Here is a 25923-nt window from a genome sequence, read left to right as displayed (position 1 = left end):
CACACCCGGCCGACAACCCCCCACACGTCCACACACCCCAGCCCACGCAGACCGCCGGAGACACCCTCAGGACGAGAGCCCCTCCCGCGGGCGGCGGGCCCGCGGGGCGGCCAGGCCGCTGGGGTGTTGGGGCCCCCGGGAGGCGTGCGCCGGGCGTGGCAGCAGGGCGACGGCCATGGCCGGTACGGCGGCCAGCACGAGCCAGGGCACGGCCGGCGGGAGCGCACTGTCGAGAAGAGTGCCGGTAGCCGCGCTGCCGGCCAGCACGATCAGCCCGGACAGCGAGGACAGCGCCCCGGTGTACAGGCCGAGCCTGCCGTCCTCGGCGAGGTCGGGCACCCAGGCGCGGGCCACGGGCGCGATGAGCATCTGGCCGAGGGTGAGCAGGACGACGAGGACCGTGGCGGGCAGCAGTCCCGCGATGCCGGTCGGGGCCGCGGGGCGGACCGCCGCGACGGCCGCGAACCCGGCGGCGACGAGCAGCAGCCCGGCCGCCATGGACCGGCGGGGGGTGAGCCGTCGTCCCGCCCAGCGGGTGACGGGCAGTTGGGCGGCCACGACCAGCAGCGAGGACAGCGCGAACAGCCAGGCCAGCGGGGCCTGCGAACCGGTGGCCCGGGCCACCTCGGCGGGCAGCGCGAGATAGAGCTGGTTGTAGGCGAGCAGATAGGCGCCGTAGGCGCAGCACAGCGCGAGGAAGCGGCGGTTGCGCAGCAGGCTCCGCGCGCCGCCCGCCAGCGGCCGGTGGGTCCGGCCGGGGATGTGCCGCGGCAGCAGCCGGGCGTGCCCGGCGAGGACGAGGACGAAGATTGCGGCGCCGGCCAGGCACACCGTGCGGAAGTCGGCGGTCAGCAGCAGCGCGCCGAGCAGCGGTCCGAGGAACGCCCCCGCCTGCCCGGCGACGGTGAACAGGGCGAGGACACGGGTGCGCGGGCCGCCGCCCGACTCCTCCCGGAGCACCGCCTGCCGGACCACCTCGGACTCCACGGCGGGTGAGAACAGCGCGGCGGCGAACCCGATGAGCAGCACGGCGCAGAGCACCGTCCAGGTCCGCTCGGCGTGGCCGAGCCAGACGAATCCGGCGATCCGCAGGACGCAGCCGGCGAGCACGACGGGCCGGATGCCGTACCGGTCGGCGAGCGCCCCGCCCACCACGAAGAGCCCCTGCTGGCTGAAGGTGCGCAGGCCGAGGACGAGACCGACCAGCCAGCCGGCCATGCCCATCGCCTGCCCGAGGTGCTCGGCGAGGAACGGCAGGACGGCGAAGAAACCGATGTTGAAGGCGAGTTGGGTGAGGATCAGCAGGCGCAGCAGCGCAGTGAGGGGCGCGCCTGCGGTCCGCGGTCCTGCGGTGCGTGCGGTCATCGGGCGGTCGCCTCGGCCGTGGAGGAGGGCGGTTGTGCGCTGCGGGACCTCGGGCGCGGCCGGCGCAGCCCGCCCGCGGCGGTCACCGCCAGCGCGCCGAGCAGGGCGAGGAGGGCCGCGGGAGCGAGGACGGCCCAGGGCGCGCGTTCCGCATACGGCTGGTTCTCGGCGAGGAGTCGCCCCCATTCCGGGGAGGGCGGCTGGGCGCCGAGGCCGAGGAAGCCCAGGGAGGCCAGGGCCAGGGCGACGCCGGGCAACCGGAGCAGGGCGTGCCGTACGACGGGCGGGAGCACCGCGGGCAGCAGTTCGTGGCGCAGCAGATGGCCGTTGCCCGCACCGAGGGCACGGGTGGCCGTGATGTGCAGGGTGGCGCGTTCCTGCCGTAGCAGCGCGGCGGTGTGCGCGGCGAGCGGGGCCCAGGCGACCGCCGTCACGGCGAGTGCGGGTGTGCCGGGGCCGCCGCCCGCCACCGCGGTGACCAGGAGCGCGGCGAGGACGGGCGGTACGGCGTTGACGGTGTCCACGAGCGGTCCGGACAGCCGCGGCAGCAGTCCGAGCAGCACCCCGGCAAGGAGTGCGGCGGCGCTGACGGCGAGGGCCGGCAGCAGGGTGTCGAGGGCGCCGTGGGCGATCCGCGCGAGCAGGTCGCGGCCGAGCGCGTCGGTGCCGAACGGATGCTGTAGGGACGGGTGTTGGAGCCGTGCGCCGGTGTCGACGGCGAGCGGGTCGCGGGGCAGGCCGAGGGCGACGGTGCCAAGGAGCGCCGCGCCGAGGACGAGGGGCAGGGCGCGGCGGGCGTGCGGGGCGGGCAGGTCGCGGCCGAGCAGGGCGCCGTCGCGCAGGGCGGGACCGGTCAGCAGCCGGGCCGCGAGGCGGGCGCCGCCCGAGGCGGCGGCGCCGAGCAGCAGCAGGGCGAGGGCGCCGGCCTGGAGGACCGGCAGGTCCTGGGCGAGGGCGGCCTTCAGGGTGGTGCGGCCGAGGCCGGGTATGTCGAAGACCTGCTCGACGGCGACGGCGCCGCCGGTCAGCCCGACGACGAACAGCGCGGCGTTCGGCAGCAGTTGGGGCACGCAGCGGCGCAGCGCCTGACGGGCGATGCGCCGGCCGGGCAGTCCGCGGGCCGCGGCGGCCCGCGCCCAGGGTTCACCGAAGGCGCCGGGCAGCAGGTCGTCCAGGAGCCGGCCGAGCACGGCCCCGGCGGGCAGTCCGAGGGCGAGCGCGGGCAGCACCGTCCAGCGTGGCCCGTACCAGCCGAGGGCGGGCAGCCAGCCGAGGTGGACGCCGACGACGGTGGCGAGCACGGAGGCGGTGAGGAATTCGGGGAGCGCGACGAGTACGGCGGAGCCGGTGCCACCGGTCCGCCGCCGCCCGCCCCGGGCCGCCGCCCACAGCGTGCGGGCGCACACCGCGGCGGCGGTGCAGACGGCGACCAGGCCGGCGACCGCCATCAGCAGCAGGGAGACGCCGAGCGCCCGCAGGACGTCCGGGGCGACCTCGGCGCCGGAGATCCAGGACCGTCCGGCGTCGCCGCGGACCAGACCGGCCAGCCATCGCCCGAGCAGCGGCAGCGGCCCTTCGTCGAGGCCGAGTCCGGCCCGGATGTCGGCCAGTACCTCGGGCGTCGGCTCCCGGTCCTGGGCGCGGGCCTTGAGGACGGTGCGCGCCGGGTCGGTGTGCGAAAGCCAGGGCAGCAGGCCGATCCCGCACACCAGGGCGAGGGCGAGACCGGCCCGCCACAGCATGCTCCGCACGGGTCAGCGCCGGGTGCCGGTGCCGACGAGGGTGCGCTCGTACGGGTCGAGGAGCACACCCTTCACCGAGGTGCCGACGCCGGTGATGACACGCTGGTGGACGAGGGGTACGACGGCGTCGGTGCCGAGGATCCGGGCCTCGGCGGTGAGGGCGGCGCCCTGCCGTTTCGCGGTGTCGGCCGTGTCCTCGGCCGCGGCGACCGCCCGGTCGACTCCCCTGTCGCACAGCCGCGCCAGGTTGTAGCCGCCGTCACAGCCGTAGTCACTGGCGAGGACGGCGACGGGGTCGCCGGTGTCGAGGAGACTGTTGCGGGCGAGGACGAGCGCGTCGAACGTCCCGGCGAGCGCGTCGCCCTCCAGTCGCGCGTACTCCCGCACCACCAGGCGGACCCGGAACCCGGCCCGCTCCAGCTGCTGCTTCAGCACCTGGGCGATCTCGGGGAGTTCGGGCCGGTTGTCGTAGGTGGCGAGGGTCACGGCGGCACCGTTCGGCGGGCCCGGGCGGGAGCGGCCGACGGGTTCGAGGTGCCTGCCGTCGGCCCAGGTCACGGCGGGCCCGTAGAGCCCGGCGCCGGGGTCGGCGTGGGACTCGTAGACGTCTTCGGCCAGAGCCGAGGGGGCGACGGCCGCGCGGGCGGCGGCACGCAGCGCGGGGTCCTCGAACGGGCCGGATGCGCTGTTGAGGAGCAGGCTGGTGGTCCGTGTGGTCGCGGTCTCGCGCCGGGTCGCCGGGTCGAGGGTGGCGGCCTGGGCGACGGGGATCGCCTCGGCGATGTCGACCTCGTCGGTGCGCAGGGCGTTGGCCCGGGCGGTGCCGTCGGCGATGAACCGGACGTCGACGCCGGCTGCCTGGGCCCGGCCGCCCCAGTAGTGGTCGAACCGGCCGAGGGTGGCGGCGGTGGCGCCGGTGACCTCGGTGAGCGCGAAGGGGCCGGTGCCGGTGCCGAGGGGGTCGGCGTCGCCGTCCGGCCCGTACGCCCGCTGGGACAGCACGGCGAGGCTCGGGCTGGACAGCCGCAGCGGCAGGATCGGGTCGGGCCGGCTGGTGGTGATGCGCACGGTCCGCTCGCCCTCGGCCGTCGCGGTCAGTGTGACGCCGGACAGCGCGGCGGGCGCCGGCCTGGCCCCGGCGGCGTGGGTGAGGGCGGTGACGACGGCGGCCGGGGTGACGTCGCCGCCGTCGTGGAAGGCGGCCTCGCGCAGGGTGAACACCCAGGCGCGGGCGCCGTCGCGCCGCCAGGACCGGGCGAGCGCGGGCGCCGCGGCGCCGTTGCCGTCCAGCGCGGTCAGCCCCTCGGTGACGCCGAGCCGGCTGAGAATGGTGGCGTCGGCGCCGTACGGGGAGAGCCGTTCGGCGGGCGGGAAGGCGAGTGCGACCCGCAGCCGCCGGCCGTCCTGTGTGTCGCCGCCGCGCGGGTCACCGCCGGAGGCGAAGCAGCCGGTCAGCAGCGGGGCGAGCAGCAGGGCGCAGACCGTCCGGGTACGGCGCGGGCGGCGAGGCAGACGCAGCCGCATGGGTCACCGCCCCATCGGTATCTCGAAGTGCACGATGCCCTGTCCCGCGCCGGGGTCGGCGCGCTCGTCGTGCACGACCTTCCCGAGGGACCGCCAGAACGCCTCGGCGCCGGGCACGGCCGGGTCGGTGTGCAGATACACGGAACGGTAGCCGCCGTCCGCCGCGGCGAACGCCAGCAACTCGGCCACCAGCCGTCGGGCGAGGCCGCGCCTGCGGTACTCGGGCCGCACATACACCCGCCGCAGCTGGGCGGTCTGCCCGGACGGGTAACACCGGGCCAGCCGCGGCGGGTTGGGCGGGTGCGCGGGCCCGCGGGAGTCGAGCGCGGCGGTCGCCACGACCTCTCCGCCGGCCGGGTCCACGGCGACGAGCAGCGCGTGCCGCTCGGGCCGGACGTAGGCACTCAGCGGATCGACGATGTCCTCGTGCCACCGGGGCACGTACCCCGTGCCGAAGTCCCGGTAGACGGTGTCGAGCATGACACCGCGAACCCCGCCGATGTCCTCGGGCCCCGCACTCCTGATGCTGATCTCATGCACCTGCACATCATATGCATCAAGCCGCGCGACGGTGATCACCTCACCCATCGCCACGCTCCCCCGGGCCAGGCTCAGGCGGCCCGGGGGTCCGGCTTCGGTGGCGGCGCACATCGACCGGACGATCCAGATCGACAACCCCAACACCGCGGTGCCCGGCCGCGGTCACGCCCCGATCGTGCCCGCCAACGGCGTCACCACGGCGAAGGCGGCGGACGTGGAGGGGACGCGCCTCGGGGGCACCTCCACCACGCGGGTCACGAGGTCCGGTGCCGGTCACGCAGCGGGCATCGGCCGGCCGGGGACATCAGGATCATGTTCGTAGCGCGAACGGGGCGCGGCGCGGGCGGTGCGGGTGGTGCGGGTGGGCGCGGTCGGGCGCCCCTCTGTCGTCCTGTGGCGTCCCGCGGTCACGGCGGCGCGCCGTCCGGGGCGGCGGCGTACGGTCGGCGGTGGTCAGGTCGTAGTGCATTCGATGTGCGCACGGACGCGTCGTGTTGAGAGCGCCGTGGCGTGACAGCCGTATTCGGCGAGGATTACCGGGACTTGCCTGCCGGTTACGTTTCGAGATCTTTCTTCCGTCATCTTCCGTCATTTTCCGTGATCCTCCGCGATGCTCTCGAACCGCCCCGAAACTTCCGGGAATTCACGGCTGCCGGGGACCGCGCGACGACTCGGGGCAGGCCGTCCGAGGTCCGGCCCGACATTTTCCGGACATTCACCCGACGGGATTCGACAAACGCGCGGTGACCGGCGTGCCGATTCCCGGCCGGTACACCAGGCCACCGACGCTGACCGGGGAAAACCGGCGCAGCCGCGGCATCTGGCCGAAAAGCGCGGTCAACGCCTTGGCGCATTCGGCGAGTTGTGCCCCACCTGTGCCGGCCTGGTGCGGCTTGGTGCCGCGTACGCGTTGCCGGGCGTTCCGTGGATTCCCGGAGCAGGAATGTGGGACTTCCGGTGAAGTGCCGCTCATGGCCGAGAAACTGGTACTCGCGTAGGGAAGCCGCCTGCCGCGAAGGCCACGGACAGTGGTGTGTCCGTATGGCCGGTGGACGCCCTCCCTCTGTGTGAACCGGCCTAATCTGTTCGGCAGGCAGCCTCTGGGTGCCGCGGAAGCGGACGGATTGGAATCGATTGGACACACAGAAGACGCGGAAGACGTCGTTCGCCGTGCTGCGCCGCACGATGCTCGTCCCGGGTCCCGCGCTCATCCTCATCGCCGGGACGCTCTTCTCTCGCGTCGGAGACTCGCTCGCCTCCCTCGGCATGGTGCTGGACGCGGCGCACGACGACGTCCCCGGGGGTGTGACGGAGGTGTTCCTCGCCGACCTCGTGCCCACGGTCGTCGCCGCGCCGCTCATCGGCTCCCTGGTGGACCGGCTCAGGGCCCGGGCCGTGTGTCTGTGGGCCCTGGTCGCCCAGGCGCTGTCGCTCGGCGCGGCCACCGCCGTCGACGCCTTCCATCTGCGGGTGGCGCTGATCGCCGTGGCCGGGCTGGCCGGTGTGGCGTCGGTGGCCGCCGGCTTCAAGATCCTGCCCGTGGTGGCCGGGACAAAGTCCACGGGCCGGGCCAACAGCCTGCTCACGGCGGGTCTTTCGGCCGCGGGGCTGCTCGGTCCCGCGCTGGCGGGCTTTCTGCATTCCGTATGGGGCACCTCCGTGCTGCTCGGCGCGGACGCCGTCTCGTTCCTCGTCCTGGCCTGGTGCACCGCGCTGGCCGTACCCCGGTCCGCCGATGTGACGCTCGGGCGGCGGCCCTCCGCGAAACTCTCCGACGGATACCAGGCGTTGCGGCATGCGCCGGTCGTGGGTGCGCTGCTGCCCACCCTGGCCGCCGCCATGCTGGCCACCAGCATCGAGGTGGTCGCGGGGGTCTACTACCTGCGCGATGTCGCCGACGGCGACGACACCGTCTTCGGCCTGTTCCTGGCCACCTGGGCGCTGGGCAGCATCCCCGGGGCGCTGCTCGCGGGCCGCGCGGGCTGGGCGAACCGGGACACCGCGCTGATCCTCGGCGGGGTGCTCGGCATCTCGCTGGGACTGCTGTTCGCCGGGATCGTCCCGGTGGCCGCGATCATCTTCCCGCTGTTCCTGCTCGGCGGCTTCGGCAACGGCACGTGCAACGTCGGGCTGCGCAACGCGGTGCACACACATGTGCCCGCCGAGGTGCACGGCAGTGCCTGGGCCTGCTACCAGGCGCTGTCCCGGTCCTGCATCGGCCTCGGCTATCTGCTGGGCACCCCCAACAGCCTGGTCTCCAGCCGCGGCCAGGTGATCGTCTCGGGCGCCATACCGCTGGTCTTCTCGGTCTGGGCGATGCTGGTCACGACGCGCCGCAAACACCCGCCCCTCGGCGAACTACCCGGCTGACACCGGCCGACCGGCGAACTATCCCGTCTGACACCGGCCGACCGGAGGACAACCCGCGCCCGACGGCCGGGACATTGCATGGGCACGGCCGCGCCCCGACGGCGCTCGCGCACGGAGGGCCGCGTCCGGACGGGCGGGGCACGGCGTGTGGCCCGTCGAAGCGCGGCGCCCGGGGTTCAGGAGACGTGCGGCACGGCTGGCCGGACCCTCGGGGTTCAGGAGAGGTGCGGGATCGTCACCGATGTGGTCACCAGACCGCGCCGCACCGCCCAGCGCCCGTCGAAGACCCCGACCCGCCGACCGTTCACCAGCGGCCCGGGGACGAGGAGCGCCGCGCGGAAGCCGCCATGCGGGTCGTCGCCGGGCTCGGGGACGATCTCGATGTCGGCCTCGCCGAAGTCGAGCCACTGCCCGGTGAGCGGGAACCACGCCTTGTAGACGGACTCCTTGGCGCTGAACAGGAGCCGGTCCCAGTGCACACGGGGCCGGGCCGCGGCCAGTTCGCTCAGCCGACGCCGCTCCTGCGGCAGGGACACCGACTCCAGGACGCCGTCGGGAAGCGGGGCGTGCGGCTCGGCGTCGATGCCGAGGGAGGCCAGGTCGGTGGCGCGGGCCAGGGCGGCGCCGCAGTAGCCCTCGCAGTGGGTCATGCTGCCGACCAGGCCGGCCGGCCACCGCGGGGCGCCGCGCTCGCCGCTCACGATCGGCTGCGCGGGCACACCCAGCTTGGCCATGGCCCGCCGGGCACAGGCGCGCACGGCGGAGAACTCACGGCGCCGCTTGGCCACCGCCCGGGCCACGAGCGCCTCTTCCTCGGGGTAGAGCGGGCCTTCCTCGATCCCGTCGTCACCGTGCATCTCCACGGTCACGACCGAGTCCGGGAGCAGCTCCTCGATCACCGGATCCGACCTCCATCGGCAGAATACGGCGCAGTGTGCCGGGCGGTCCCGGACGCTTGCGCCACTCACGGGGATAGCCCACGGACACCTCTTCGAAGCGGGTGCCCTCAAGCCAGGTGGTCCGCGGGATGTGCAGATGGCCGTAGACCATGGTCGCGACCCGGAACCTGCGGTGCCAGTCGGCGGTCAGCCGCGTGCCGCACCACATGGCGAACTCCGGGTACCACAGCACCTCCGTCGGATGCCGGTCCAGCGGGTAGTGGTTGACGAGCACCGTCGGCAGCCCGTCCGGCAGTTCGGCGAGCCGGCGTTCCGTCTCGGCCACCCGTGCCCGGCACCACGCCTCGCGGCTCGGGTAGGGGTCCGGGTGCAGCAGGTATTCGTCGTTGCACACGATGCCCGTCTTGTGCGCGTAGGCGAGTCCCTCTTCCTTCGTGGCGCATCCGACGGGGAGGAACGAGTAGTCGTACAGCAGGAACAGCGGTGCCACGGCCACCGGGCCGCCCGGCCCCTCCCACACCGGATACGGGTCCTCCGGGCAGGTCACGCCCAACTCCCGGCACAACGCGACCAGATGGTCGTAGCGCGCCACTCCGCGCAGGGTGACCTCGTCCTTGGGATGCGTCCACAGCTCATGGTTGCCCGGGACCCACAGCACCCGGCTGAACCGGTCCGCCAGCGTGCTGAGGACCCAGCGGATGTCGGCCACCGTCTCGGCGATGTCGCCCGCGACGATCAGCCAGTCCGCGTCCGAGTCCGGGCGCAGACCGGCCACCAGGGCCCGGTTCTCCGGATATCCCACATGCAGGTCGCTGATGGCCAGCAACCCGCCGGTCCTCCCGGCCGACGACTCCACCCGTCATCCCTCCGATCACGCGAGGGCTCCACGAGACCACGTCGGACGCCCGCCGGGCAAGGCCCACCGGGATCAGCCCGGCACGCGTCGCGACGGGACAGCAGTGGGAGGCCGGGGCGGCAGGTGTACGGCAGTTGCACGGATGTGCGACTCCCGGCCCGGCTCGACCGGGCCACCCACAGCGTGCGGCACTGCTGCCCACCCCGGCACCGTAGGCCGTGTGTGTTCCGCACACGGGCGCTTCGGCGAGCCTCCGTCAGCGGTGCGCGCGAGTGTCGGCGCGACCGTCGCGGTGACCGACGACACGGTCGCCGTACCGCCACGCACACACATCCCCGCCACACATGTCCCCACCACACATGTCTCCACCACCCACAGCCCCGCCGCATAGGGTCCCCACCACATGCGTCCCCGCCACATGCGTCCCCGCCACCCACAGCCCCGCCACATACGTCCCCACCACACACGTCCCCGCCGCCCCCGGCCCGGCCTCAGCGGCTCGCCCGGTCACGCACGCGGACCCGGGCCAGGGCGCATATCCGTTCGCGTGCGCCGCGGACGGGATGGCACGCTGCCGCCATGACGCATACGGAGGCACTGCTCATCGGAGGTCGGGCGGGAGTCGGCAAGACGACGGTGGGGTGGGAGGTGTCGGCGTTGCTGCGGACCGCCGCGGTGGCGCACGCGGTCGTCGACGGTGACTTCATGGGGCAGGTGCATCCGGCCCCGCGGGGAGATCCCGACCGCGCGGAGATCACCGAGGCCAACCTGACCGCGGTGTGGGCGAATTTCGCCCGGCGCGGCTACCGCCGGCTCCTCTACACGAACACGCTGAGCGTGCTGCCCGATTCGGCGGGCATGTTCGAGCGTGCCCTGGGGCCCGGGACGCGGCTCGTCCGGGTTCTCCTGACCTCCTCCGACGCCACCGCACGCGAGCGGCTGGTGCGCCGGGAGTTGGGCTCCGAGCTGCACCGGGAACTGGAGCGCAGCGCCCGCAAGGCGCGCCTCCTGGACGAGCGGGCCGCTGCGGGGACGGTACGGATAGCGACGGACGGCCGGACCGTCCCGGACATCGCCCACGAGGTGCTGACCGCCACCGGCTGGACCGACTAGCGCTCCGCTGTGTCCCCTCCGCTGTGTCTCTCCGCGCTGTCCAAGGGGCGCGTTCCCGGCGCTCACCCGGGCCCGGGAGCCCGCGCCCGGTCCCCGGCGAGTTCGCGCTCATGGGTCCGCCACGCGCCTTCGAGCGCGGCGAGCATCCGCGTACGTGTGTGCGCGAAGTCGGTCTCGGTCTCGACGCCCAGGTCATGGCGCAGCGAGACCCTCAGCAGATACACGCCGTCGGACAGCGGACCGCTGAACCATGCCTTCGCCCGGTCGTACGAACCGCTCGGAGCGGGACCACTCGGCAACTGCTTCACGACGGAGTACCCGACCCCGAGCGCCCTGTTGAGGATCGAGGCCACTTCCAGGACGTCCTTCGCGAGAGCCATCTGCGCCTGGGAGTACTGCTCCGCCCAGGCTTCCTTGGCGGCGTCGAGGACCGCCGGGTCGACGCTCTCACCGCGCTCGGCGGCGCGGACCGCGTCCCGGGCGGCGATCCGGTAGGCGCGAGCCGTGGTGTTCAGGCGGGCGTAGAGATCACGCCGGGCCTCCTGCACCCGGTCCTCGCGCTCCTCCGCGCGTTGCCGATCGGCACGCTCGTTCTGCTCCCGGTTGGCGCGCCGGCTGAGCACGGCCCCGCCCAGAGTTCCGCCGAGCGTCCCACCGACGCCGATGAGCGCGACGGCGAGCGTGGTCACATCCACGGGTTTACCCACCCCGTCCCTTCATCCACGGTGCTTATCCCCCGGGAGGACGATAACGGGAAGCACAACTGCCTGTATCACGAGGAGGATTCCATGCACCTGCGCAACGTCACACCCGACGACGTCGACACCTGCATCCGCATCCGACGCGCCCCGGCCATGATGACCGACCTCGGCGGACCGCTGCCGCGTGAACGCATGCCCGACAAGGTGCGACGGGACGCCAGGGACGCGGCGGCCGACATCGCCTGGATCAAAATGATCGTCCCTGACCGGGATGCTCCCGGTGTGGTGGCCGAAAGGGAGCCAGCGGCGGCGTGCAGGAGAGGTCCTGCCCCGGCAGTTCCACCCAGCGGATCCGGTCGCCCTCGGGCGTGGCGATGGCGTCGCGCATGCTTGCTCCCCTGCGGTCGAGATCGAGGTACGAGGACAGCCACCCGTTCTCGGAGCCCCGTTGTCAGTGCCGGCTGAGAGGATCAGCGGTATGACGCCTTTGCTTCTCGCTGACATCGAGCGAGCCGTTCGCAGCAGTTGGGGTGCCGACACGTGCACGCCTGAGTTCCGGTCGCGTTGGAGCCCGGACAACCCGGCCCGGGACCAGTGCGGTGTGACGGCCATGGTGCTCAACGATCTTTTGGGAGGGGAGCTGATCCGCGGGGAAGTCCACGTGAACGGAGAACGCGTGGACCACCACTGGTGGAACCGCCTCGGCATGGGCGTCGAGATCGACCTCACCCGGGAGCAGTTCGGGCCGCAGGAGATCGTCACCGCGGGCACCGTCATACCCCGCCCTCCGCTCACCGAGTGGCGCAGGCTCCGCGAGGAGTACGAACTCCTCCGCGACCGTGTCATGGAGAAACTGGACCCCGCGCACGCAACGCTGCCCGCTTCCGCGGCCGGTTGACGGCGCTCGGCCCGGTCGGTCCGCACCCACGGCATGCCGCCGCGCACGTCGGACACGGCCGCGGTCACCCCGCCACGGACGCCTGGCCGAGGAGCGCGGCGACGGCGATGAGGCCGGGGACGGAGAAGAGGGTGGACAACAGGATGGGCTCATGGGCGAGTTGTCCGGCGACCAGGTACGGGGAGGCGTAGGTGTAGAGGTTCTGGGCGGCGGGGAGCACCGCGATCACGACGATGTCGAGCACTGAGGCGCCGTGGAGGCGGAAGACCATCGCGGGGTGAGGGGTGGCGGCGACGGTGACGCCCGTCAGCGAGCCGATGGCCATCAGGTCGCGCAGCGGCGTGGTCAGGCGTCGCGCCAGCCGGCCGCTGCGGGGTGGCCTCGGCGTGCGGGGCCGCCGTTCGGCTCTTGGGCGGTCCGACTCCGCCGGCCTCGGGGAACGCGTCCCCGACCCGGCCGGCGGCATGGCGCGCGCGGCGCCCCGGCCGATGGCGTGCACACGGGTGCTCGTCCTCGGCGCCGCCATGGCGCTACGGCCGGGGCCGGGCCCGTCAGCCCACCCGTTCGATCCAGTCGCTGCCGCCCAGCGGATAGTCGTAGCCGGGACGGCCGACATCGGCGCTGGTCCGGAACGGGGTGCCGGCGTTGTCGATGTGGAGGGTCCCGCGGCGGCTGCCGCTGGACCAGTCCAGGGTGAGGTCCCAGCGGACGTCGTGGGCCTCGGTGCGGGCGTCGACGTAGAAGACCTCCGGGTCGGACTCGCTGACCTTGTACGGGAAGTCGCGCTGGCCGTTCTTGACGGTGACCGTGGGACTGCCGTTGTCCAGGTCGATGTCGAACGACTTGGTGCCGACACCGCCGCCGCAGCCGACGCCCATCGAGTAGTCGTTCCAGGCGAGCGGTGCGCCCTTGGCGACGACGCGTACGTGCAGCGCCTCCAGGACGACGGTGTCCGCGCCGGTGCCCTGGACGGTGAGGGCGACCCGTTGTTCGCCCGAGGAGACCGCACCGTAGGCGCCGGCCCAGCGCAGGGCGTCCTGCTCACTGGCGGGCGGGCCGACCTGCTCGGGTTCGCTGTCGACGAGGAAGTGCTGGCTGCACGGGTCCTCATAGACGTAGGGGCGGATGCCGACGGTCAACGGGGTGGCGCCGGTGCCGGTGCCGCTGCCGCGGGTGGGCTCGACCGCCGTGCCCTGCTTGCCGCTGCCCGACGGGGCGCCGGACCCGGTGGCGGTGGCGGACGACGATGCGGACGGTGTGCGGCTCCGCCCGCTCGGGGACGGGGCGGCGGTCGGTGACTCGGTGTCGGCCGTGCCGCTGACCGCGGTGGCACCGGCAGCGTACTCGTCCCGCGCGTCGTCCCCGTCTCCGCCCGCCAGCGGCTGCACGACGATCGCCACGGCTCCCAGTACGGCAGCCACCGCGGCGCAGGCGATCAGCGCGGTACGCCGGCGCCGTGGCCGCGCGGGTTCCCCCGTCACGCCGACGACGACCGGCTCACCGGGCTCACCCGGCTCACCCGGCCCGGCGTCCTCGCCCCCGCCCTGCGCCGCCGCGGTGCGGGCCGAGCCCGTCCCCGGAGCCGAGCCCGTTCCCGGAGCCGAGCCCGTCCCGGCGGACGAAGCCGCGGCGGCGGACGGAGTCGCGGCCGTGCCGGGCGGTGGTGCCGAATCCGGCCGCGTCGGGGGTACCGCGTCGACAGACTGCTCGGGATCCGCCGCCGAACCGGTGTCCGCCGTACGCGGCGCACCGGCCGCGGCGCCCGTCTCGGCCGAACCGGCGTCCTGGGGCGAACTCTTCGCCGGGGCGGGCCCGTTGGCACCGCCCACCCCCGTCCGCGCCGCCCCGGCCTGGTCCGCCCTGCGCCCCCGTGCCGCGTCCGCGAGGATCCATCGCCGGTGCAGTTCCACGAGTTCCTGAGGCGTCGCCCGGCACACCCGTGCGAGTCGTTCGACCGGCGCGTACTCGTTCGGGACCGCGGTGCCGTTGCAGTAGCGGTGCAGCGTCGACGTGCTCATGTGCAGCCGCTTGGCCAGCGCCCCGTAGCTCAGTCCTGAACGGTCCTTGAGCCCCCGCAGCAGCGTCGCGAACTCCTCCGTCTCCCCCGCCTCTGCCGCCCCTGACACCGTTCCTCCATCTCACCGTGCCCCGTTCGAGTGTTCCAGAGGCACTGTATTTCCCTCGCGGACAGCGTGCCGCACCGCGGGACGCCGGTTCCTGGACGTACGGCTGGAGTTGCCCGGTCATCCGGCCGCCGGAGGCGGCGGCGTACGAGCGGAACTCGGCAAGCGGCCGGTCGCGGGCGGCGCCGATGCCGCGTGCGGGGTCGTCCTGGGCGGACAGGGTGTTGGACACGCCGAAATTGGGCAACGGAGCCCTGCGATCGCGGATCAACCGGGGCCCGCCGCGCGGCGGGCGGGCCCCGGCCGGGTGACCGGTCTCAGTCGGTGTAGACCTCTGCCCTGTCCACGCTCACGAAGGACGCGCTGGACGACGCGTCGTGTTCCCCGGTCACCCGGATACGCAGGGTGTGCCGGCCGGAGGGCAGACGCGGGCTGAGGTACTGGAGCGTCTCTCCCGTCCGGGGCGATGCGTAGAAGTCGACGCGCTGTTCGGCGCCGCCGTCGACGCTGATGGCCGCGATGCCGTTGCCGGTGTCCCGCACGGACAGCAACGCGATCCGGGTGCCCGTGAAGGTGAAGGTCGCGGTGTTGCCCGCCCGGTCGCTCCAGTGGTCGTCGCTCCAGAAGCACTGGGCCGCGCAGCCCGTCCCCGAGTTCCAGGCGCCTTGGTAGGCGACCTGGCCGGCGCCGCTGGAACGGCCGTCGTCGTTGATCCAGTAGTTGCCGTTGCCGGGGTCGCCGGACGGCAGGTCCTGTGTCGCGCCGAGGGCGAGCGGGCTGCCGAGGTCGGGGCTGCCGTCCGCTTTCCAACCGATCTTCTGGGCGCGGGTGGTGCGGTTGCCGTAGGTGTTGCTCGCGGTCGTCTTGGCGTGGTAGACGATCCAGTCCTGGGTGCCGTCGGGCGACCGGAAGAAGGCGTGATGGCCGGGGCCGTAGACCCCCTTGGCGTCATCGCGTGAGAACACCGGGCCGGGGTGCCGGCGCCAGTTGCCGGGCGTCAGCGGATCGGCGTCGTCCGGCAGGGACAGCATCCACAGCTGGTAGTCGGGCTTGCCGGTGTCGCACGTCGAATACGTCAGCCACGTACGGCCGTTGCGGTTCAGGAACTCGGGGCCCTCGCGCACCTCCGGGCAGCCCCCGTCGGCGTCGAGGGCCACCGCGTCCCCGGAGACCGTGTAGGGGTTCGCCATGGGGGCGATGTTCAGACCGTTGTGCTGGTAGGCGTTGATCCCCGCGTACGCCAGATACAGCTTGCCGTTGTGCTGGAAGACGCCGGGGTCGATGGCGAAGTCGTTCGCGTGGTTGGGCGGGGTCAGCTTCGCCTTGAAGTGGTAGGGCCCGGTCGGATCGCCGCCCTCCGACTCCAGGACGTACAGCCGGTGATGGTCGTCCACGCCGTCATCGGCCGTGTAGTACAGGTACCAGCGGTTGCCGAAGCGGTAGAACTCGGCCGCCCAGATGTGCTGGTTGCGCGCGGGGTCGGTGTCGGTCCACACGGTCACCGGGTCCGCGTCGAGCAGGGTGCCGAGCGAGGGCGCACTCCACATCCTGATGCTGTCGCCCTGCGTGGTGGTGAGGCGGTAGGCCCCGTCCGCATACGTCAGGAAGGGGTCCGGGCCCGTGTTCAGCGGATTCCGGAACGTGCCCGCGGCCTTGACCGCGGGCGCCGGCTGCCCGGCCTGGGCCTGTGGCACGCAGAACAGGCCGATGAGCAGGGCCAGCAGAACTGCCAACCGTGCACTCGTGGACCGACGCGGCATCCGCGGCTCCTCACCTGGGCAAGTGCCCGGAACTCCGGGCGATTTCAGATGGCGAGCCTATGGCACCACAGCTCTTTCATCGATGTAAACAGGCCCCGCGGCAAACAGGCCGAACCACAGGCGTACGGCAGTCGAACCACAGCCGTACGGCAGTCGAGCCACTGGCGTACGGCAGTCGAGCCACTGGCGTACGGCAGTCGAACCACAGCCGTACGGCAGTCACCGCCCGCTCGCGGCCGTCGCGAGCACGGGGGCGGTCATCGACGCCACCCGCCCTGACCGAGCCATGCCGTACGAGAACGCGGTGAAAACGCGGTGCGCGCCGAGTGGTCGTGGCGGTCTCCGGTCGTCGGCGTCCGGGGCTCACCCCGGGACGATGAGGTCGATGCCGTACGCCGCCACCGCCAGGCACGCGGCGATGCACAGCACCGCGGCGCCCGCCGCGACCCGCGCCGGTCCGCCGCTCGCCGCGCCGGCGCGCAGGCCGCCGGCCCGGTTCCAGGCCGCGATGGCGAGCGAGAACAGCACGACCACCGCGATCGTGACGCCGAAGCTGGCCAGGGACACCTCTCCGAGGTTGTCCCACTTGATGTCCATCGCGCGCTCCTTCCGCGACCGCCGGAACCAGGGGGACGGTGCTGATCACACGGCGGAGGAGCCGGTGAGTTCGCGTTCCCGTGGCGGCACGTCGTTGACGTTGTCCGGGTTGACCGGCCGGCGCCGGGACAGCACATAGAAGCCGGTGGCCGCGGCCACGGCCACGCCCGCCACAACGGCCACCCCCAGGTCGCCCTGGCCGGCCACCCAGGCCGCGACCCCGCCGACCGCCGCCGCGGCCGGCAGCGTCAGGACCCAGGACACCGCGATCCGCCCGGCGATGCCCCACCGCACCCTGGCCAGCCTGCGGCCGAGACCCGAACCCAGGATGCCGCCGGTGCAGACCTGTGTGGTGGACAGCGCGAACCCGAGGTGCGAGGAGGACAGGATGACCGCCGTCGCCGTCGTCTCGGCGGCGAAGCCCTGCGGGGCGTGGATGTCGGTCAGGCCCTTGCCCATGGTCCGGATGATCCGCCAGCCGCCGACGTAGGTGCCCAGGGAGATGGCCAGCCCGGCGGTGAGCACCACCCACCACGGCGGCTGCGAGCCGTGCCGGAGGAACCCGGTGGAGATCAGCGCGAGGGTGATGACGCCCATGGTCTTCTGTGCGTCGTTGGTGCCGTGGGCCAGGGCAACCAGCGAGGCCGATCCGACCTGGCCCGCACGGAAACCCGCGTCGGCCTTGTGCGCGGTGGTGCGCTGGGTGATCTTGTAGGCCAGATACGTCGCGATCAGGGCCACCGCACACGCCAGGACCGGTGAGGCGATCGCGGGAATCACGATCTTCTCCAGCACCTGGGTGAAGTGGATCGCCGATCCGCCCGTTCCCACCCACACCGCACCGATCAGCCCGCCGAACAACGCGTGCGACGAACTGGACGGCAGGCCGAACAGCCAGGTCGTCAGGTTCCACAGGATCGCGCCGACCAGACCGGCGAAGATCATGACCAGTGAGACCCTGGAGTCGTTGACGAGCCCGTTCGAGATCGTCGAGGCCACCTCTGTGGACAGGAACGCACCGGCGAGGTTCAGCACGCCCGCGACCGCGACGGCCACCCGGGGTTGCAGTGCCCCCGTCGCGATGGAGGTCGCCATGGAATTGGCGGTGTCGTGGAAGCCATTGGTGAAATCGAAGGCCAGCGCGGTCACGATGACCGCTATGAGCAGGAAGGAGAAGCTTTCCACCGCCGACGGCCTCCCACCCGGTGCCTCGTACGAGTAGCTGCTATCCATCCTGACGAGGCCACCACGACACGCAACCCGAGCGCCGGGACCGCTCCCCGCCCGTGCGGGCCCCGCACACCGTCAGGCCGGTGTGGCGGCGGTCTTCTCCCCCAGCCAGTCGGCGAATGTCTGGGTGCCGCGGGGGCCGGCGCCGGTCGGAAGCAGGCCGCCACGGCTCATCCCGCCGGGAACGCGCAGGGGCAGCACCGGGCGCCGGCGGGCGCCGCCCGCGGCCATGAGGCGCCGGGCCATGTCGACCAGCGACTCGACCCGCGGACCGGCCAGTTCGGGGGCCATCGCCAGCGGCGCCCCGAGGGCGAGGCCGGCGAGGGCTTCGGCCACCTCGTGTACGGCGATGGGCTGGACCCGCCCCGCCGGTACCACCGCGACCGGCCCGGGCACGCCGTCCAGCAGCTGGCCCGCGAACTCATGGAACTGCGTCGACCGCAGAATCGTCCAGGGCACCGCCTGGCCCCGGACGATCTCCTCCTGCCGCAGCTCGCCGGCGTAGTAGGGGCTTCGCACCCGGTCGACCCCCACGATCGACAGCGTCACCAGGTGCCGTACCCCGGCCCGCTCGGCCGCCGCGACGAGGTGGCGTCCCGCCCGGTCGAAGAAGTCCACCGCCACCGACCCGCGCATCGTGATCACATTGCTGACGTCGATGACCGCCTCGGCCCCGGCCAGCGCCGCGTCCAGCCCGGACCCGCTGAGCAGATCGACGCCCTGCCCGCGCGACAGCACCACCGGCGCCTGCCCCCTGGCCCGCAGTGCCTCCACCACGAGCCGCCCGGCCACACCGGTCCCACCGGCCACCGCGATCTTCATCAGTACTCCCGTCCCTGTCGGTGCCGTACGAGAGGGCGACAGCGGCAGCCCGCATTCTGTGACACCGCGACCGGTGACCGGGGTCGGCGCGAGGTCGTCGGCGCCCCGCGGCGGGCGGCCCGCGGGGGACGGGGTTGACCGGATTCGCCATCGTCTCGACCGTAGGGGCCATGGCCCGGCCGCGCCCTTGAGCAGACCATGGAGAACACAGGAGGCCCGGACCCGGGAGGCGATGGTGACAGGAACCGGCAGGGCGGCGGACCCGGATCGGACGCTGTCCGCGCGCTTCGCACGCGACGGCTTCGCCGTCCTCGGCGGCGCCCTGACCCCCGCCGAGGTGGACCGGCTGCGCGCGGAGACGGTGGCGATCTGCCGCGGTGAGCGCGGGCAGGTCGGCCGCGCCCCCGCGCTCGAAGCGGACTGGGACGACGACACGGTGCTCCGCCGCCATCTGTGTGTGCACTATCCGCACAAGCTGTCCTCGCTGGTCCGCGCCACCCTGTGCCATCCGGCGGTGGTCGCCGCCCTCACCCAGGTCATCGGGCCGGATGTGAAGGCCATGCAGTCGATGCTGTTCATCAAGTCCGAGGGCAAGCCGGGTCAGGCCTGGCACCAGGACGAGTTCTTCATCCCCACCCGCGACCGGTCGCTCACCGCCGCCTGGATCGCGTTGGACGACGCCACCGTCGAGAACGGCTGTCTGTGGGTGCTGCCCGGCTCCCATCGCGCCGGCGTCCTCTACCCCGACCGTGAGCATCACGACCCGCGCTACGACTGCACGGTGGAGCTGTACGGCTTCCCCTACACCGAGGCCGACGCCGTGCCCGTCGAGATGCCGGCCGGCTCGGTGCTCCTGTTCCACGGCTACCTGCTGCACAAGTCGCTGCCCAACTCCGGCCGCCACGGCTACCGCAGGGCGCTGGTCGGTCACTACATGTCCGCGCGGTCGCTGCTCCCCTGGCAGCCGCCGGGCCCCGGCGAGCACATGGGTCAGGCGGACTTCCGCGACATCGTGATGGTGGCGGGGCAGGATCCGTACGCCTACAAGGGCATCGCGGCCATCCGTGAGCCGTATCTGCGGCCCGACCGCGAGGGCGGCTGTGACCGCTGAGGACGGCCCGCGGTCCGAGGACCACCTGCGGTCGGAGGACCGCCCGCGGCTCGTCGACCGGCTCGGGCCCGCGGTCGGGGACTACCCGCCCGGCGCCGTGTTCGGGCCGCGTACGGCCGCGCACTTCGAGTTCGTCTGGATCATCCGCGGCCGGGCTCGCTGGACCTGCGGCGAGACCGCCCAGGATCTGCTGCCCGGGACACTGCTGCTGGTCCGACCGGGGATGCGCGATCACTTCGCATGGGATCCCGGCGGCTCGACCCGCCACGGCTATGTGCACTTCACGCTCCCCGCCGAGCCGGGCCGGGAACGCTGGCCGCTGGTGCGCGAACTCGGCGGACGCGACGACCCCATGGCGGCCCTGTGCCGTTACCTTCTCTGGCTCGGCACCGAGCGTCCCGACGGCTGGCGGCCCAGGGCCACCGGGGTACTGCGGCTGCTGCTGTCCGTCTTCACCAAGGGCCCGCTGCCGGCGCCGGGCGAGCCCCGCGACGGGGTGCCGGCGCCGCTGGCGGCCATGGCCGCGTATGTGCGTGAGCGGTGGTCGGGCGGCACCGCCGAGCCGCTGACGCTCACGGAACTGGCGTTTGCGGCCGGGGTGTCACAGAGCACCCTGTGCCGGCTCTTCCGCCGGCACTTTCGCACCGGTCCGGTCGCCGCCGTCGAGTTGCTGAGGCTCGCACGGGCCGAGCCGCTGCTGTGGCTGAGCAACCTGAGCCTGCGGGCGGTGGCCAAGCAGTGCGGCTTCGCGGACGCCTACCATCTCTCCCGCCGGTTCACGGCCGTGTACGGCGTGACGCCCAGCGCGTTCCGGGCCGCGGGCCCCGAGGGCGCGCCGCCCTCGCCGCCCGCGGCAGCGGGGCTGCGGGCGCTCATCCCGCGGGAATGAGCCGGACGGCGTCCGCCACCACATACCCGTTCGCCTCATCGCTCAGCTCGACGCCGCCGCCGGTGCCGGCGTCGAAGCGGTGGGTGCCCAGGGACACCCATTGCCCGCCTGCGGAGCGCTGGTCGATGCGGATGGTCCGCGAGCCGTCGGCGGCACGCACCGTGTAGGGGGCGTCGGAGGCGCGGTTGGGGTCAGCGGTGTAGCGCACCTGCACCTCGTAGCGGCCCGCCTCGGGTACGTCCGGCCACCAGCGGGCGACCGCGGAGCCGTCGCCGGCCGGGTGGACGCGGTAGCTCTGCCCGTAGAAGCCGGGGGTGCCCGTGGCCCTCGTCCACTGCCCGGCCTGCTCGAAGCTGAACAGCGAGTCGTCGTCGGCGATGACACGGGGCGGGTCGGCCGGGTGGGCGGCCCGGGTCACGGTGAGCTGATCGGGGGCGATCACCGTGCCGCCGCCGCGGCCCCGACCGGCCAGGGTGAAGCGGATCCGGTGGCTTCCCGCGGACAGTTCGTCGCTGCCCAGGGACACGACCTGGTAGCCCTGGAGCGAGGAGAGCGTCGCATCGACGCGGCCCGCGGGCAGCGTCCTGCCGTCCACGCTCACCTCGGCGAGACCGCGGTCGGCCGCCCGTCGCAGGCGCACCGCCAGCTCGAAACGGCCGGAGCGGGGCGTGCGGAAGGGGACCTCGACATAGTCGCCGGGCCGGTGCGCCTCGTACCGCAGCACCCTGCCGCCCTGGGCGTTGGCGTCGACGACGGACTCGGCGGTGCTGCCCGGGGTGGTCGTCGTGCCGGGGCGGCCCGCGAGTTCGTACGCGCGCGAGGTCAGGCCGGTGCCGGGGCCGCCGCGGTCGCGGCCGCCGGTCAGCCAGGCGAGGTCGAAGCGGGCGAGGGCGATCCGCTCGGGAAAGGCCGGGCTGCTGCCGTCCCGGCCGTAGACGAGCAAGGCCGTGCCGTCGAGGAGCCGGGCCAGGTCGGAGTAGTACGACGGGCCAGCGTGTACGACCTTGTGGTAGCGGAAGCTGCGGCCCTCGTCGTAGCTCACCGAGACGGTGAGGTTCTCGCGGGCCGAGGCGTCGGGGCGGGAGAAGAGGAGCCGGGCGGGGCCGTCGCCGTCGGGGCCGCCGCTGTAGCGCAGCAGTCCCGCGTCGATGGCGACGAACTCGCGGGTGGCGCCGTCGAGTACCGGCTTGGACCAGGTGCTGCCGCGGTCGGTGCTGGTGGCCGTGATGCGGTAGCGGGTGCCGCCGGCGGCCGCACGGCCGTTGACGACGACGGTGCCGTCGGCGCGCTGGTGCACCCGGCTCTCGTTGACGGGGTAGTCCGGGGAGACCGGCACCGGCGCGGTGGCCTGCCAGGTCCTGCCGTGGTCGTCGCTGAAGAGCATGGCGAGGCCGTACATCCGCTCGGCCGTCGTGTGGCCGACGATCGTGCGGCGGTGGGCCACCGGCACCAGCAGCCGCCCGTCGTCGAGTTGGATGCCGTGACCCGGGCCGGCGCCGTGCAGGGTCCAGTCGTAGGCGTTGGCGTCGAAGAGTCCGGTGAGGTCACGCGGCCGGCTCCAGGTCCGGCCCGCGTCGGTGCTGCGCATGACATAGATGGTCGAACGGTCCGCCGAGCAGGTGGTGTTGCCCGCGTCGCGGGCGGTGCTGCTGACGAAGAGGTGGACGGTGCGGGTCTTTGTGTCGACGACGGGCGTCGGGTTGCTCCACGACGCGCCGTCGGTGGCCGGCACGATGACGCGGCTCGCCTCGAAGGTCCGGCCGCCGTCGGTGCTGCGCCGCATCACGATGTCGTGCGGCCCGGCGTCGCAGGCCGTGAGCCGCCCTTCGGCGAACACGAGCACGCTGTCGTGGGGCAGCACGGCGAGCCCCTGGACGTGGTAGTTCACATGTGTCCCGTCGGTGGAGTCCCACAGGGTCGTCTCGGTGAAGTACCCGGTGGTGGTTCCGGCGTCCTGGGCGGAGCCGGGCGCGGGGATCACAGCGAGCAGCAGGGCGAGCGCGGCCGTGCGGGCCAGGCGCGTGAGCACACGGATCACGGGCGGCTCCTTGCGGGGACGAGGTGCTCGGACAGCGGGTCCAGGAACGCGGCGAGCGCCGTGCGTTCGGCCGCGGTGCAGGCGGTGAAGGGCGGCGCGGCATGGGCGGGGCACAGCCCGCGCGCTGCGAGCAGTTCTTTGATGACGGGGACGCCGCGGCGGACGCGGTGCACCCCGAGCAGCGTCGTCACGATGTGCTGCCACCGGTCGGCCGCCGCGTCGTCGCCCGCGCGTACGGCCTCGTACAGTGCCACGACCGGGCCCGGCGCGGCGTTGGCGATGCCCGGCACGATGCCGTCGGCGCCGCGCCGCAGCGCCGGTGCGAGCGCCGTCTCGGCGCCCTGGCTCACACCCGTCGCGGGCAGTCGTGCCGCCCGCGCCACCAGGTGGTCGAGGAGCGCTAGGTCGCCGGAGCTGTCCTTGATGCCCACCACATGCTCCAGTGCGAGCACGGCGTCCGCGAGCCCGGGGGTGAACGGGCAGGCGTAGGCGGGGGCGTTGTACGCGACCACGGGCAGGCCGAGGTCCTGCAGTGCCGCGTAGTGCGCCACGATCTCGTCCTCGCGGTGGGCGAAGTACAGCGGCGGGCTCAGCACCAGCGCGGTGGGCCGCGCCGCCAGCACCGCCTCGGCGCGCTGTAGCGCCTCGGCGGTTCCGGGAGCGGTGACGTTGACGAGCACCGGCCCGTCGGGGCGCAGCGCCCGCCACCGTGCCGCGACGCCGGCCGCGAACGCGCCGATGCGGTCGGTGGGGATGAGCGGCCCTTCGCCGTTGCTGCCGAGCAGCATCAGGCCGTGCACGCCCGCCCGGTGCAGTTCCTCCAGCAGCGGCTGGGCGTGCGCGGCGCAGGGGGTGCCGGGCCGCTCCATCGGGGTGATCAGCGGCACCATGACGCCGCGCAGCAGTGCGCGCCCGTCGGTCACGTCAGTACCCCTTGGTCTCGGGCCGGTGCAGTTCGCGTCCGTCCCGTACCAGTTCGTCCTGGAACGCGGCGAGGCGGCGCTCGTCGGTGTGCGTCTGCTCGGGTACGAGTCCGTTGTCCAGGCAGTGCGCGGCCGGCGGCGCGGCGACGCCGCCGAGCCCGCCGCCCGTGATCAGCGGGTCCGGACGGGAGGGCGGGCTGGATGGCTTCGGCAAGACGACTCCTCCTTCTCAAACGGTGCCGCGCACCGCGGTCCCGTCCCCGGCGGTCAGAAGGTGATGCGCACCGCGGTCCCGTCCCCTGCGGTCAGAGGGTGATGCGCACCGCGGTCCCGTCCCCTGCGGTCAGGCGTACGGTCCCGTCGGCGGCGACGCGGGTGGTGCCGACGCGTCCTCGGACCGCGGTGCGCGCCTGCGCGCCGGCGGGTGCGGGCACACCGAACACCACCTCCGCCTCGGGCCCGTGCACGACGGCGCGTATCTCGCCGGGGGCACGGACGTACTCCTCGATCACCGTGCGGGGCGGGGCGTCCAGCAGCAGGGCGCCGTCGAGGGTCACCCGCAGGCGGTGGCCGGCCTCGACGGTGAGCGGCCCCTCGCGCAGTCGCAGCCGGTGCAGGGCCGCGGGCCTGCCGGGGTGGCCGAAGCGCCAGCCGGCGGGCAGCGGGTCGGCGAGTTCCTGCATGGCGAGGTACGCCAGGAGGTTGCCCCAGGTGAGCAGGTAGTCGGAGCGTGCGTCGAAGAAGTGGATGTCCTCGTCGGGGCCGGAGGGGTAGTTCTCGTGGACGTGGCTGTGCTCTTCCCACTCCCGGCGGAACATTCCCAGCAGTTCGTCCGCGATGGCGGCGGCCCGCTCGCGCAGCCCGTAACGGCGCAGCCCTTCGACGGCGAGGAAGGCCACCGGGCCCCAGACACGGCCGCGCATGTAGTGCCGGTCGTACCCGGGGTCGCTGCGTGAGACGCTCGGCAACGGCGGTGAGCCGCCCAGCAGTTCGGGGTGCAGCAGGGTCGCGGCAAGGCGTCGCGCGCGCTGCGCCGAGGGGGTGCCGGCCAGCAGCGGATAGAGCATGGACGGTGCCAGGTGGAGGTCGAAGCCGCCGTCGGCGCGCAGGTTGCGGTGGTGTCCTGCGGCCTCGTCCCACAGGTGTTCCTCGATCCGGGCGGCGGTGGCGGCGTGTTCGGCCCGCAGCCGCTGCTCGGTCGGCGCGTCCTGGAGCAGGCCCGCCATGTCCGCGACGGCTTCGGCGTCGGCCGCGTGCAGGGCGTTGAGGCCGACGTCGGCGAGGTCCATGGTGTGGGTCCGCGGGTCGTAGGCGATCTCGTCCCACATCGGGGAGTCGTCCATGCCCGACTCGCGCTTGGTGCTGTCCGCGGTGGCCGACCCGGGGTCGTCCGTCGGGTCGGAGCCCCAGGCGAGCAGCCCGTGCGGGCCGCGCCGAGCGCGCGGCCACCAGTCGTGCCAGTCCCGCAGCACGTCGTACGCCTCGGTCAGCAGGCGGCGGTCGCGGGTGGCGTCGCAAAGGCCCGTGCTCCGGTACGCCTTGAGGACGGTGTACGCGCCGACGGGTGGCTGCGAGCGGTCGTCGGTGCGGCCCCGGTCGTCGCAGACGCGGTTGGGTACAAAGCCCTGCGGGGTGGCCTGTTCCAGCATCTGACCGAAGATTCCGCGGGCGTAGTCGTGGTCGATCCAGGTGGCGGTGAGTCCGGAGAAGAAGGTGTCCCAGCAGTGCAGGGCCCAGGTGCCGTAGAAGCCGCGCCGCTCCCGGCTGACGAAGTCGCGCGAGGTCGGGGTGATGACGCGGGCGCCGTCGGAACGCAGCACGGTGTTCCAGGTGAGCGAACGCGTATAGCCCTCCCCCGCGCGGCCGAGCAGGCCGGAGGTGGCGAGGGCCGCGGCGTCCGCCTTGCGGCCTGCCGCGTCCAGGTCCGCGTCGAGCGGGCGGGCGCCCTGGGCCACGCCGCAGCCGAACCGCAGCTTCGCGACGTCGAAGTGGAGTTCTCCCGGCGTCTCGAAGACCGCGGGCGCGGACAGGTCCGGTCGGCGGCCGTCGGTGAACCCGTCCGTGCGCAGCACGATGGCGTGGCCTGCGGTGTGCCCGCTCAGCTCGGCCGAGCCGGACAGCACGCCCGGAGCGGTCTTGGCGAAGCGCAGCCGCAGCCGGGCCGCGCCGCAGCAGTCCTCGGTGCAGTGGACGGTGACCTCGGCGTAGCCGCCGTCGACCGTGTGGTGGCCGAGGCGGACCAGGCCGCGGCGCCAGGTGAAGTCGTCGATCACTCGGCCGTCGGGGGTGCGGATGCCGGCGCGGATGCGGATGCCGGAGGGCGGGTGCACAACGGCGGTGTGGTAGCGGACGTCCCAGGTGTTCCAGTCGTCCGGGGCAGGGTGCTGCATGACAGTCGGTGTCCCTCACATGGTGCGGTCGG

The 25923-nt window shown here is 73.5% G+C and carries 23 protein-coding genes and 1 pseudogene; 6 read left to right on the top strand and 18 right to left on the bottom strand.

Features of this window, described 5'->3' with window-relative positions; translation table 11 throughout:
• Positions 1-66 precede the first annotated feature (66 nt).
• Genes ABT245_RS30905 through ABT245_RS30890 form a run of 4 tightly spaced genes read right to left on the bottom strand, consistent with a single transcriptional unit; the run spans position 67 to position 5171 of the window.
• The gene (locus tag ABT245_RS30905; protein WP_351739803.1) at positions 67-1365 is read right to left on the bottom strand and encodes an MDR family MFS transporter; all 1299 of its coding nucleotides are present in this window, start codon (positions 1363-1365) and stop codon (positions 67-69) included.
• Positions 1362-3107, bottom strand: coding sequence for an ABC transporter permease subunit (locus tag ABT245_RS30900; protein WP_351739800.1), 1746 nt, complete (start codon positions 3105-3107; stop codon positions 1362-1364). The genes ABT245_RS30905 and ABT245_RS30900 overlap by 4 nt, the downstream gene beginning before the upstream one ends.
• A 12-nt stretch (positions 3108-3119) precedes the next feature.
• A complete protein-coding gene (locus ABT245_RS30895; protein WP_351739798.1) occupies positions 3120-4631 on the bottom strand; it encodes an ABC transporter substrate-binding protein in 1512 nt (503 codons plus the stop codon).
• Between the two features lie 3 nt (positions 4632-4634).
• A complete protein-coding gene (locus ABT245_RS30890) occupies positions 4635-5171 on the bottom strand; it encodes a GNAT family N-acetyltransferase (RefSeq protein WP_351739795.1) in 537 nt (178 codons plus the stop codon).
• 1134 nt (positions 5172-6305) lie between these two features.
• Between ABT245_RS30890 and ABT245_RS30885 the strand changes: the two genes are divergently transcribed.
• Positions 6306-7541: an MFS transporter gene (locus tag ABT245_RS30885; protein ID WP_351739792.1), complete on the top strand. Its 1236-nt coding sequence runs from the start codon at positions 6306-6308 to the stop codon at positions 7539-7541.
• Between the two features lie 215 nt (positions 7542-7756).
• Here the strand turns inward: ABT245_RS30885 and ABT245_RS30880 are convergent, their stop codons facing one another.
• Together ABT245_RS30880 and ABT245_RS30875 are read right to left on the bottom strand one after the other, a co-directional pair.
• Positions 7757-8440, bottom strand: a complete 684-nt coding sequence (locus ABT245_RS30880) for a 4'-phosphopantetheinyl transferase family protein (RefSeq protein ID WP_351739789.1) — start codon at positions 8438-8440, stop codon at positions 7757-7759.
• The gene (locus ABT245_RS30875) at positions 8388-9296 is read right to left on the bottom strand and encodes a metallophosphoesterase family protein (protein ID WP_351739786.1); all 909 of its coding nucleotides are present in this window, start codon (positions 9294-9296) and stop codon (positions 8388-8390) included. Before ABT245_RS30875 ends, ABT245_RS30880 begins: the two co-directional genes overlap by 53 nt.
• 262 nt (positions 9297-9558) lie before the next feature.
• Here ABT245_RS30875 and ABT245_RS30870 point away from each other — a divergent pair, with 262 nt between their 5' ends.
• Both ABT245_RS30870 and ABT245_RS30865 read left to right on the top strand, forming a co-directional pair.
• A complete protein-coding gene (locus tag ABT245_RS30870) occupies positions 9559-9687 on the top strand; it encodes a hypothetical protein (protein ID WP_351739783.1) in 129 nt (42 codons plus the stop codon).
• Between the two features lie 188 nt (positions 9688-9875).
• Entirely contained in the window at positions 9876-10409 is a 534-nt protein-coding gene (locus ABT245_RS30865) for a hypothetical protein (RefSeq protein WP_351739781.1), read from the top strand.
• A gap of 62 nt (positions 10410-10471) precedes the next feature.
• Here ABT245_RS30865 and ABT245_RS30860 read toward each other — a convergent pair whose 3' ends face one another.
• Together ABT245_RS30860 and ABT245_RS30850 are read right to left on the bottom strand one after the other, a co-directional pair.
• Positions 10472-11098, bottom strand: a complete 627-nt coding sequence (locus tag ABT245_RS30860; protein WP_351739780.1) for a hypothetical protein — start codon at positions 11096-11098, stop codon at positions 10472-10474.
• Between the two features lie 259 nt (positions 11099-11357).
• Complete coding sequence (locus tag ABT245_RS30850; protein ID WP_351739844.1) at positions 11358-11498, bottom strand: hypothetical protein; 141 nt, start codon at positions 11496-11498, stop codon at positions 11358-11360.
• Positions 11499-11588: 90 nt separating this feature from the next.
• Between ABT245_RS30850 and ABT245_RS30845 the strand changes: the two genes are divergently transcribed.
• A complete protein-coding gene (locus ABT245_RS30845; protein ID WP_351739778.1) occupies positions 11589-12008 on the top strand; it encodes a YunG family protein in 420 nt (139 codons plus the stop codon).
• A 64-nt stretch (positions 12009-12072) separates the two neighbouring features.
• Here the strand turns inward: ABT245_RS30845 and ABT245_RS30840 are convergent.
• From ABT245_RS30840 to ABT245_RS30815, 6 genes and pseudogenes are all read right to left on the bottom strand, one after another.
• A pseudogene (locus ABT245_RS30840) lies at positions 12073-12393 on the bottom strand (hypothetical protein); the annotation flags it as partial.
• 166 nt (positions 12394-12559) lie between these two features.
• A complete protein-coding gene (locus ABT245_RS30835) occupies positions 12560-14134 on the bottom strand; it encodes a transcriptional regulator (protein ID WP_351739776.1) in 1575 nt (524 codons plus the stop codon).
• A gap of 314 nt (positions 14135-14448) precedes the next feature.
• Complete coding sequence (locus tag ABT245_RS30830) at positions 14449-15891, bottom strand: family 43 glycosylhydrolase (RefSeq protein ID WP_351739773.1); 1443 nt, start codon at positions 15889-15891, stop codon at positions 14449-14451.
• Between the two features lie 363 nt (positions 15892-16254).
• The gene (locus ABT245_RS30825; protein WP_351739770.1) at positions 16255-16488 is read right to left on the bottom strand and encodes a hypothetical protein; all 234 of its coding nucleotides are present in this window, start codon (positions 16486-16488) and stop codon (positions 16255-16257) included.
• Between the two features lie 45 nt (positions 16489-16533).
• Positions 16534-17673 carry an inorganic phosphate transporter gene (locus tag ABT245_RS30820; protein ID WP_351739767.1) on the bottom strand — a complete coding sequence of 380 codons (1140 nt, stop codon included), beginning with the start codon at positions 17671-17673 and terminating at the stop codon, positions 16534-16536.
• A 120-nt stretch (positions 17674-17793) separates the two neighbouring features.
• Positions 17794-18540, bottom strand: a complete 747-nt coding sequence (locus ABT245_RS30815) for an SDR family oxidoreductase (RefSeq protein ID WP_351739765.1) — start codon at positions 18538-18540, stop codon at positions 17794-17796.
• A gap of 232 nt (positions 18541-18772) precedes the next feature.
• On the opposite strand from ABT245_RS30815, the gene ABT245_RS30810 reads away from it, so the two are divergent.
• Entirely contained in the window at positions 18773-19651 is an 879-nt protein-coding gene (locus tag ABT245_RS30810; protein WP_351739762.1) for a phytanoyl-CoA dioxygenase family protein, read from the top strand.
• Positions 19641-20540, top strand: coding sequence for a helix-turn-helix transcriptional regulator (locus ABT245_RS30805; RefSeq protein ID WP_351739760.1), 900 nt, complete (start codon positions 19641-19643; stop codon positions 20538-20540). Before ABT245_RS30810 ends, ABT245_RS30805 begins: the two co-directional genes overlap by 11 nt.
• Here the strand turns inward: ABT245_RS30805 and ABT245_RS30800 are convergent.
• From ABT245_RS30800 to ABT245_RS30785, 4 genes are all read right to left on the bottom strand, one after another.
• A complete protein-coding gene (locus ABT245_RS30800; protein WP_351739757.1) occupies positions 20524-22578 on the bottom strand; it encodes a golvesin C-terminal-like domain-containing protein in 2055 nt (684 codons plus the stop codon). The genes ABT245_RS30805 and ABT245_RS30800 overlap by 17 nt on opposite strands.
• Positions 22575-23501 carry a dihydrodipicolinate synthase family protein gene (locus tag ABT245_RS30795; protein WP_351739754.1) on the bottom strand — a complete coding sequence of 309 codons (927 nt, stop codon included), beginning with the start codon at positions 23499-23501 and terminating at the stop codon, positions 22575-22577. The genes ABT245_RS30800 and ABT245_RS30795 overlap by 4 nt, the downstream gene beginning before the upstream one ends.
• Position 23502: 1 nt before the next feature.
• Positions 23503-23715, bottom strand: a complete 213-nt coding sequence (locus ABT245_RS30790) for a hypothetical protein (RefSeq protein WP_351739751.1) — start codon at positions 23713-23715, stop codon at positions 23503-23505.
• Between the two features lie 91 nt (positions 23716-23806).
• Positions 23807-25891 carry an amylo-alpha-1,6-glucosidase gene (locus tag ABT245_RS30785; protein WP_351739748.1) on the bottom strand — a complete coding sequence of 695 codons (2085 nt, stop codon included), beginning with the start codon at positions 25889-25891 and terminating at the stop codon, positions 23807-23809.
• Between the last annotated feature and the right edge of the window lie 32 nt (positions 25892-25923).

This window comes from Streptomyces sp. NPDC001508 (assembly GCF_040298665.1).
Lineage (GTDB): Bacteria > Actinomycetota > Actinomycetes > Streptomycetales > Streptomycetaceae > Streptomyces.
The sequence above is the reverse complement of the archived record's forward strand: the minus strand, read 5'-3'. Positions and strand labels throughout refer to the sequence as shown.

Bases quoted from the DNA above. Each gene is read 5' to 3' on its own strand.
- ABT245_RS30905 (WP_351739803.1), bottom strand. From the start codon at position 1,365: ATGACCGCACGCACCGCAGGACCGCGGACCGCAGGCGCGCCCCTCACT.
- ABT245_RS30900 (WP_351739800.1), bottom strand. From the start codon at position 3,107: ATGCTGTGGCGGGCCGGTCTCGCCCTCGCCCTGGTGTGCGGGATCGGC.
- ABT245_RS30895 (WP_351739798.1), bottom strand. From the start codon at position 4,631: ATGCGGCTGCGTCTGCCTCGCCGCCCGCGCCGTACCCGGACGGTCTGC.
- ABT245_RS30865 (WP_351739781.1), top strand. From the start codon at position 9,876: ATGACGCATACGGAGGCACTGCTCATCGGAGGTCGGGCGGGAGTCGGC.
- ABT245_RS30850 (WP_351739844.1), bottom strand. From the start codon at position 11,498: ATGCGCGACGCCATCGCCACGCCCGAGGGCGACCGGATCCGCTGGGTG.
- ABT245_RS30845 (WP_351739778.1), top strand. From the start codon at position 11,589: ATGACGCCTTTGCTTCTCGCTGACATCGAGCGAGCCGTTCGCAGCAGT.
- ABT245_RS30830 (WP_351739773.1), bottom strand. From the start codon at position 15,891: ATGCCGCGTCGGTCCACGAGTGCACGGTTGGCAGTTCTGCTGGCCCTG.
- ABT245_RS30825 (WP_351739770.1), bottom strand. From the start codon at position 16,488: ATGGACATCAAGTGGGACAACCTCGGAGAGGTGTCCCTGGCCAGCTTC.
- ABT245_RS30815 (WP_351739765.1), bottom strand. From the start codon at position 18,540: ATGAAGATCGCGGTGGCCGGTGGGACCGGTGTGGCCGGGCGGCTCGTG.
- ABT245_RS30810 (WP_351739762.1), top strand. From the start codon at position 18,773: ATGGTGACAGGAACCGGCAGGGCGGCGGACCCGGATCGGACGCTGTCC.
- ABT245_RS30785 (WP_351739748.1), bottom strand. From the start codon at position 25,891: ATGCAGCACCCTGCCCCGGACGACTGGAACACCTGGGACGTCCGCTAC.